The sequence below is a fragment of the Kitasatospora sp. NPDC007106 genome, from assembly GCF_040634455.1.
Lineage (GTDB): Bacteria > Actinomycetota > Actinomycetes > Streptomycetales > Streptomycetaceae > Kitasatospora > Kitasatospora arboriphila.
On sequence record NZ_JBEYFP010000938.1, the window covers coordinates 1 to 2145 of the forward strand.

2 protein-coding genes are annotated in these 2145 nt (G+C 75.1%); one reads left to right on the forward strand and one right to left on the reverse strand.

The window, feature by feature from the left end:
• The coding region (locus ABZ641_RS34220; protein WP_359988232.1) for an acyclic terpene utilization AtuA family protein at nucleotides 1-1413 on the reverse strand (1413 nt) is incomplete at its 3' end.
• Nucleotides 1414-1834: 421 nt separating this feature from the next.
• Between ABZ641_RS34220 and ABZ641_RS34225 the strand changes: the two genes are divergently transcribed.
• A complete protein-coding gene (locus ABZ641_RS34225; RefSeq protein WP_344625879.1) occupies nucleotides 1835-2074 on the forward strand; it encodes a chaplin in 240 nt (79 codons plus the stop codon).
• Nucleotides 2075-2145: the final 71 nt, after the last annotated feature.

Genomic DNA, 2145 nt, shown 5'->3' on the forward strand with positions numbered 1-2145 from the left:
GCCGCTGCGGGCGCCGGCGACCAGGCCGAGCGGGGCGCGGCGGGTCGGCCCGGCGGGCAGCGGCTCCGGCAGCGGCGGTTCGGCGAGCGGTTCGAGCGGCCGGGTGCGGTCGGGTGCGGGGACGGGCCGGGTGGTGCCGTCGGGCAGCACCGCGGTGTGCGGCACGCCGCGCCGGTCGGTGTACGCGGTCTCGAAGACGCCGTACGGGGTGCCGGGGCCGGGCGGTGCGGTGAGGTGGAAGCCGGGGTAGCCGGCGAGGCCGAGTTCGACGGCGGCGGCACCGACGGCCCGGCCGACGGCCCGCTCGTCGGAATCGCGGACGGTGAGGCGCAGCAGCGCGGAGGCCGCTTCCTCGGTGTCGGCGTCGGGGTGGTCGGTGCGGGCGAGGGTCCAGCGGAGTTCGGCGGGCCGGCGGGTGAGCGCCTGCTCGAACTGGCGGCGCACCAGGTCGGCCTTGGCCTCGACGTCGAGGCCGGTGAGGACGAAGACGACCTCGTTGCGGTAGCCGCCGAGCCGGTTGAGGCCGACCTTGAGGCCGGGCGGTGGCGCCTCGCCGCGGACGCCCTCGACGAGCACCCGGTCGGGCCCCTGCTGGGCGAGCCGGACGGTGTCCAGGCGGGCCGTCACATCCGGTCCGGCGTAGCGCGGTCCGGCGGTCTCGTAGAGCAGCTGGGCGGTGACGGTCTCGACGGTGACGGCGCCGCCGGTGCCGGAGTGCTTGGTGATGACGCTGCTGCCGTCGGCGTGGATCTCGGCGAGCGGGAAGCCGGGGCGGGGGTCGGCGCCGGGGCCGAGGTGCTCGCGGAAGAAGGCGTAGTTGCCGCCGGTGGCCTGGGTGCCGCACTCGAGGACGTGGCCGGCGACGACGGCGCCGGCGAGCGGGTCGAGGTCGTCGGGTCCCCAGCCGAAGTGGGCCATGGCGGGGCCGGTGACGAGCGCGGCGTCGGTGACCCGGCCGGTGACGACGACGTCGGCTCCGCCGCGCAGGCAGGCGGCGATGCCGGCCCCGCCGAGGTAGGCGTTGGCGGCGAGCAGTCCGGGTCGGGGGCCGAACTCCGCGGCGCGGGCGAGCAGGTCGTCGCCGAGGACGTGGCCGGTGCGCAGCGCGAGGCCCTGCTTGGCGGCGAGTTCGGCGACCGCCTCGGCGAGCCGGGCGGGGTTGAGTCCGCCGGCGTTGACGACGAGCTTGACGCCGCGTTCGGCGGCGAGCGCGAGGCACTGCTCGGCCTGCCGGAGGAAGGTCTTGGCGTAGCCGAGGCCCGGGTCCTTCAGCCGGTCGCGGGCGAGGATGAGCATGGTGAGCTCGGCGAGGTAGTCGCCGGTCAGCACGTCCAGCGGTCCGCCGGTGAGCATCTCCTCGAACGCGGCGAACCGGTCGCCGTAGAACCCGGACGCATTGCCGATCCTGAGCATGCCCGCCTCCCCTGCGCTGGTCGTGCAGCAGCCTGGCAGCGGGCCACGAATAAATCAAGCATGCATGCTTGTTTTGGCCCGGAACCGGTTCCGGAGCCGCTTCCCGGCCGCCCCGGGACTCCGATCGACGGGCGGCCCGGTGGAACGGTTCGTCCGACGAGGGCCGGGGCCGTACGGGGGTGGTGCGGGCCCGAATCCGACGGGTCGTCACAGCCCGTAATCAGAAGCGGGGTCCCGAGTACCGCCGATGGCCCAGTGGTTGCGGAGATTCCCACCCGGGCGGACGAACCTCGCGCGTGCCCGGAGGACCGTTCCGCCTCGCCGTGCCAAGACTGGGTGTCGGGCGCCGCCCGGCCGGCAGGCCGTCGGCCCGGCGCCCGGGTTCCACCCAGGAACGTCCCCTCCCGAATTGGAGAAGACCGTGAAGGACATCCGCAAGGCTCTCGCGCTGACCGTCGCCGCCGGTGCTCTCGTGCTCGGCTCGGCCGGCGTGGCCAACGCAGACGCGAGCGCCGTCGGCACGGCCACCAACTCCCCGGGCGTGCTGTCCGGCAACGTGGTTCAGATTCCGATCCACATCCCCGTCAACATCTGCGGGAACAGCATCAACCTGATCGGCCTCCTGAACCCGACGGCCGGCAACGTCTGCACCAACAGCTGAGCCTCGCGCACGGGTGCCCCCGGCGCGGCCCGCTCCACGGGCCGGCCGGGGGCGCCGGCGCGACCGCCACC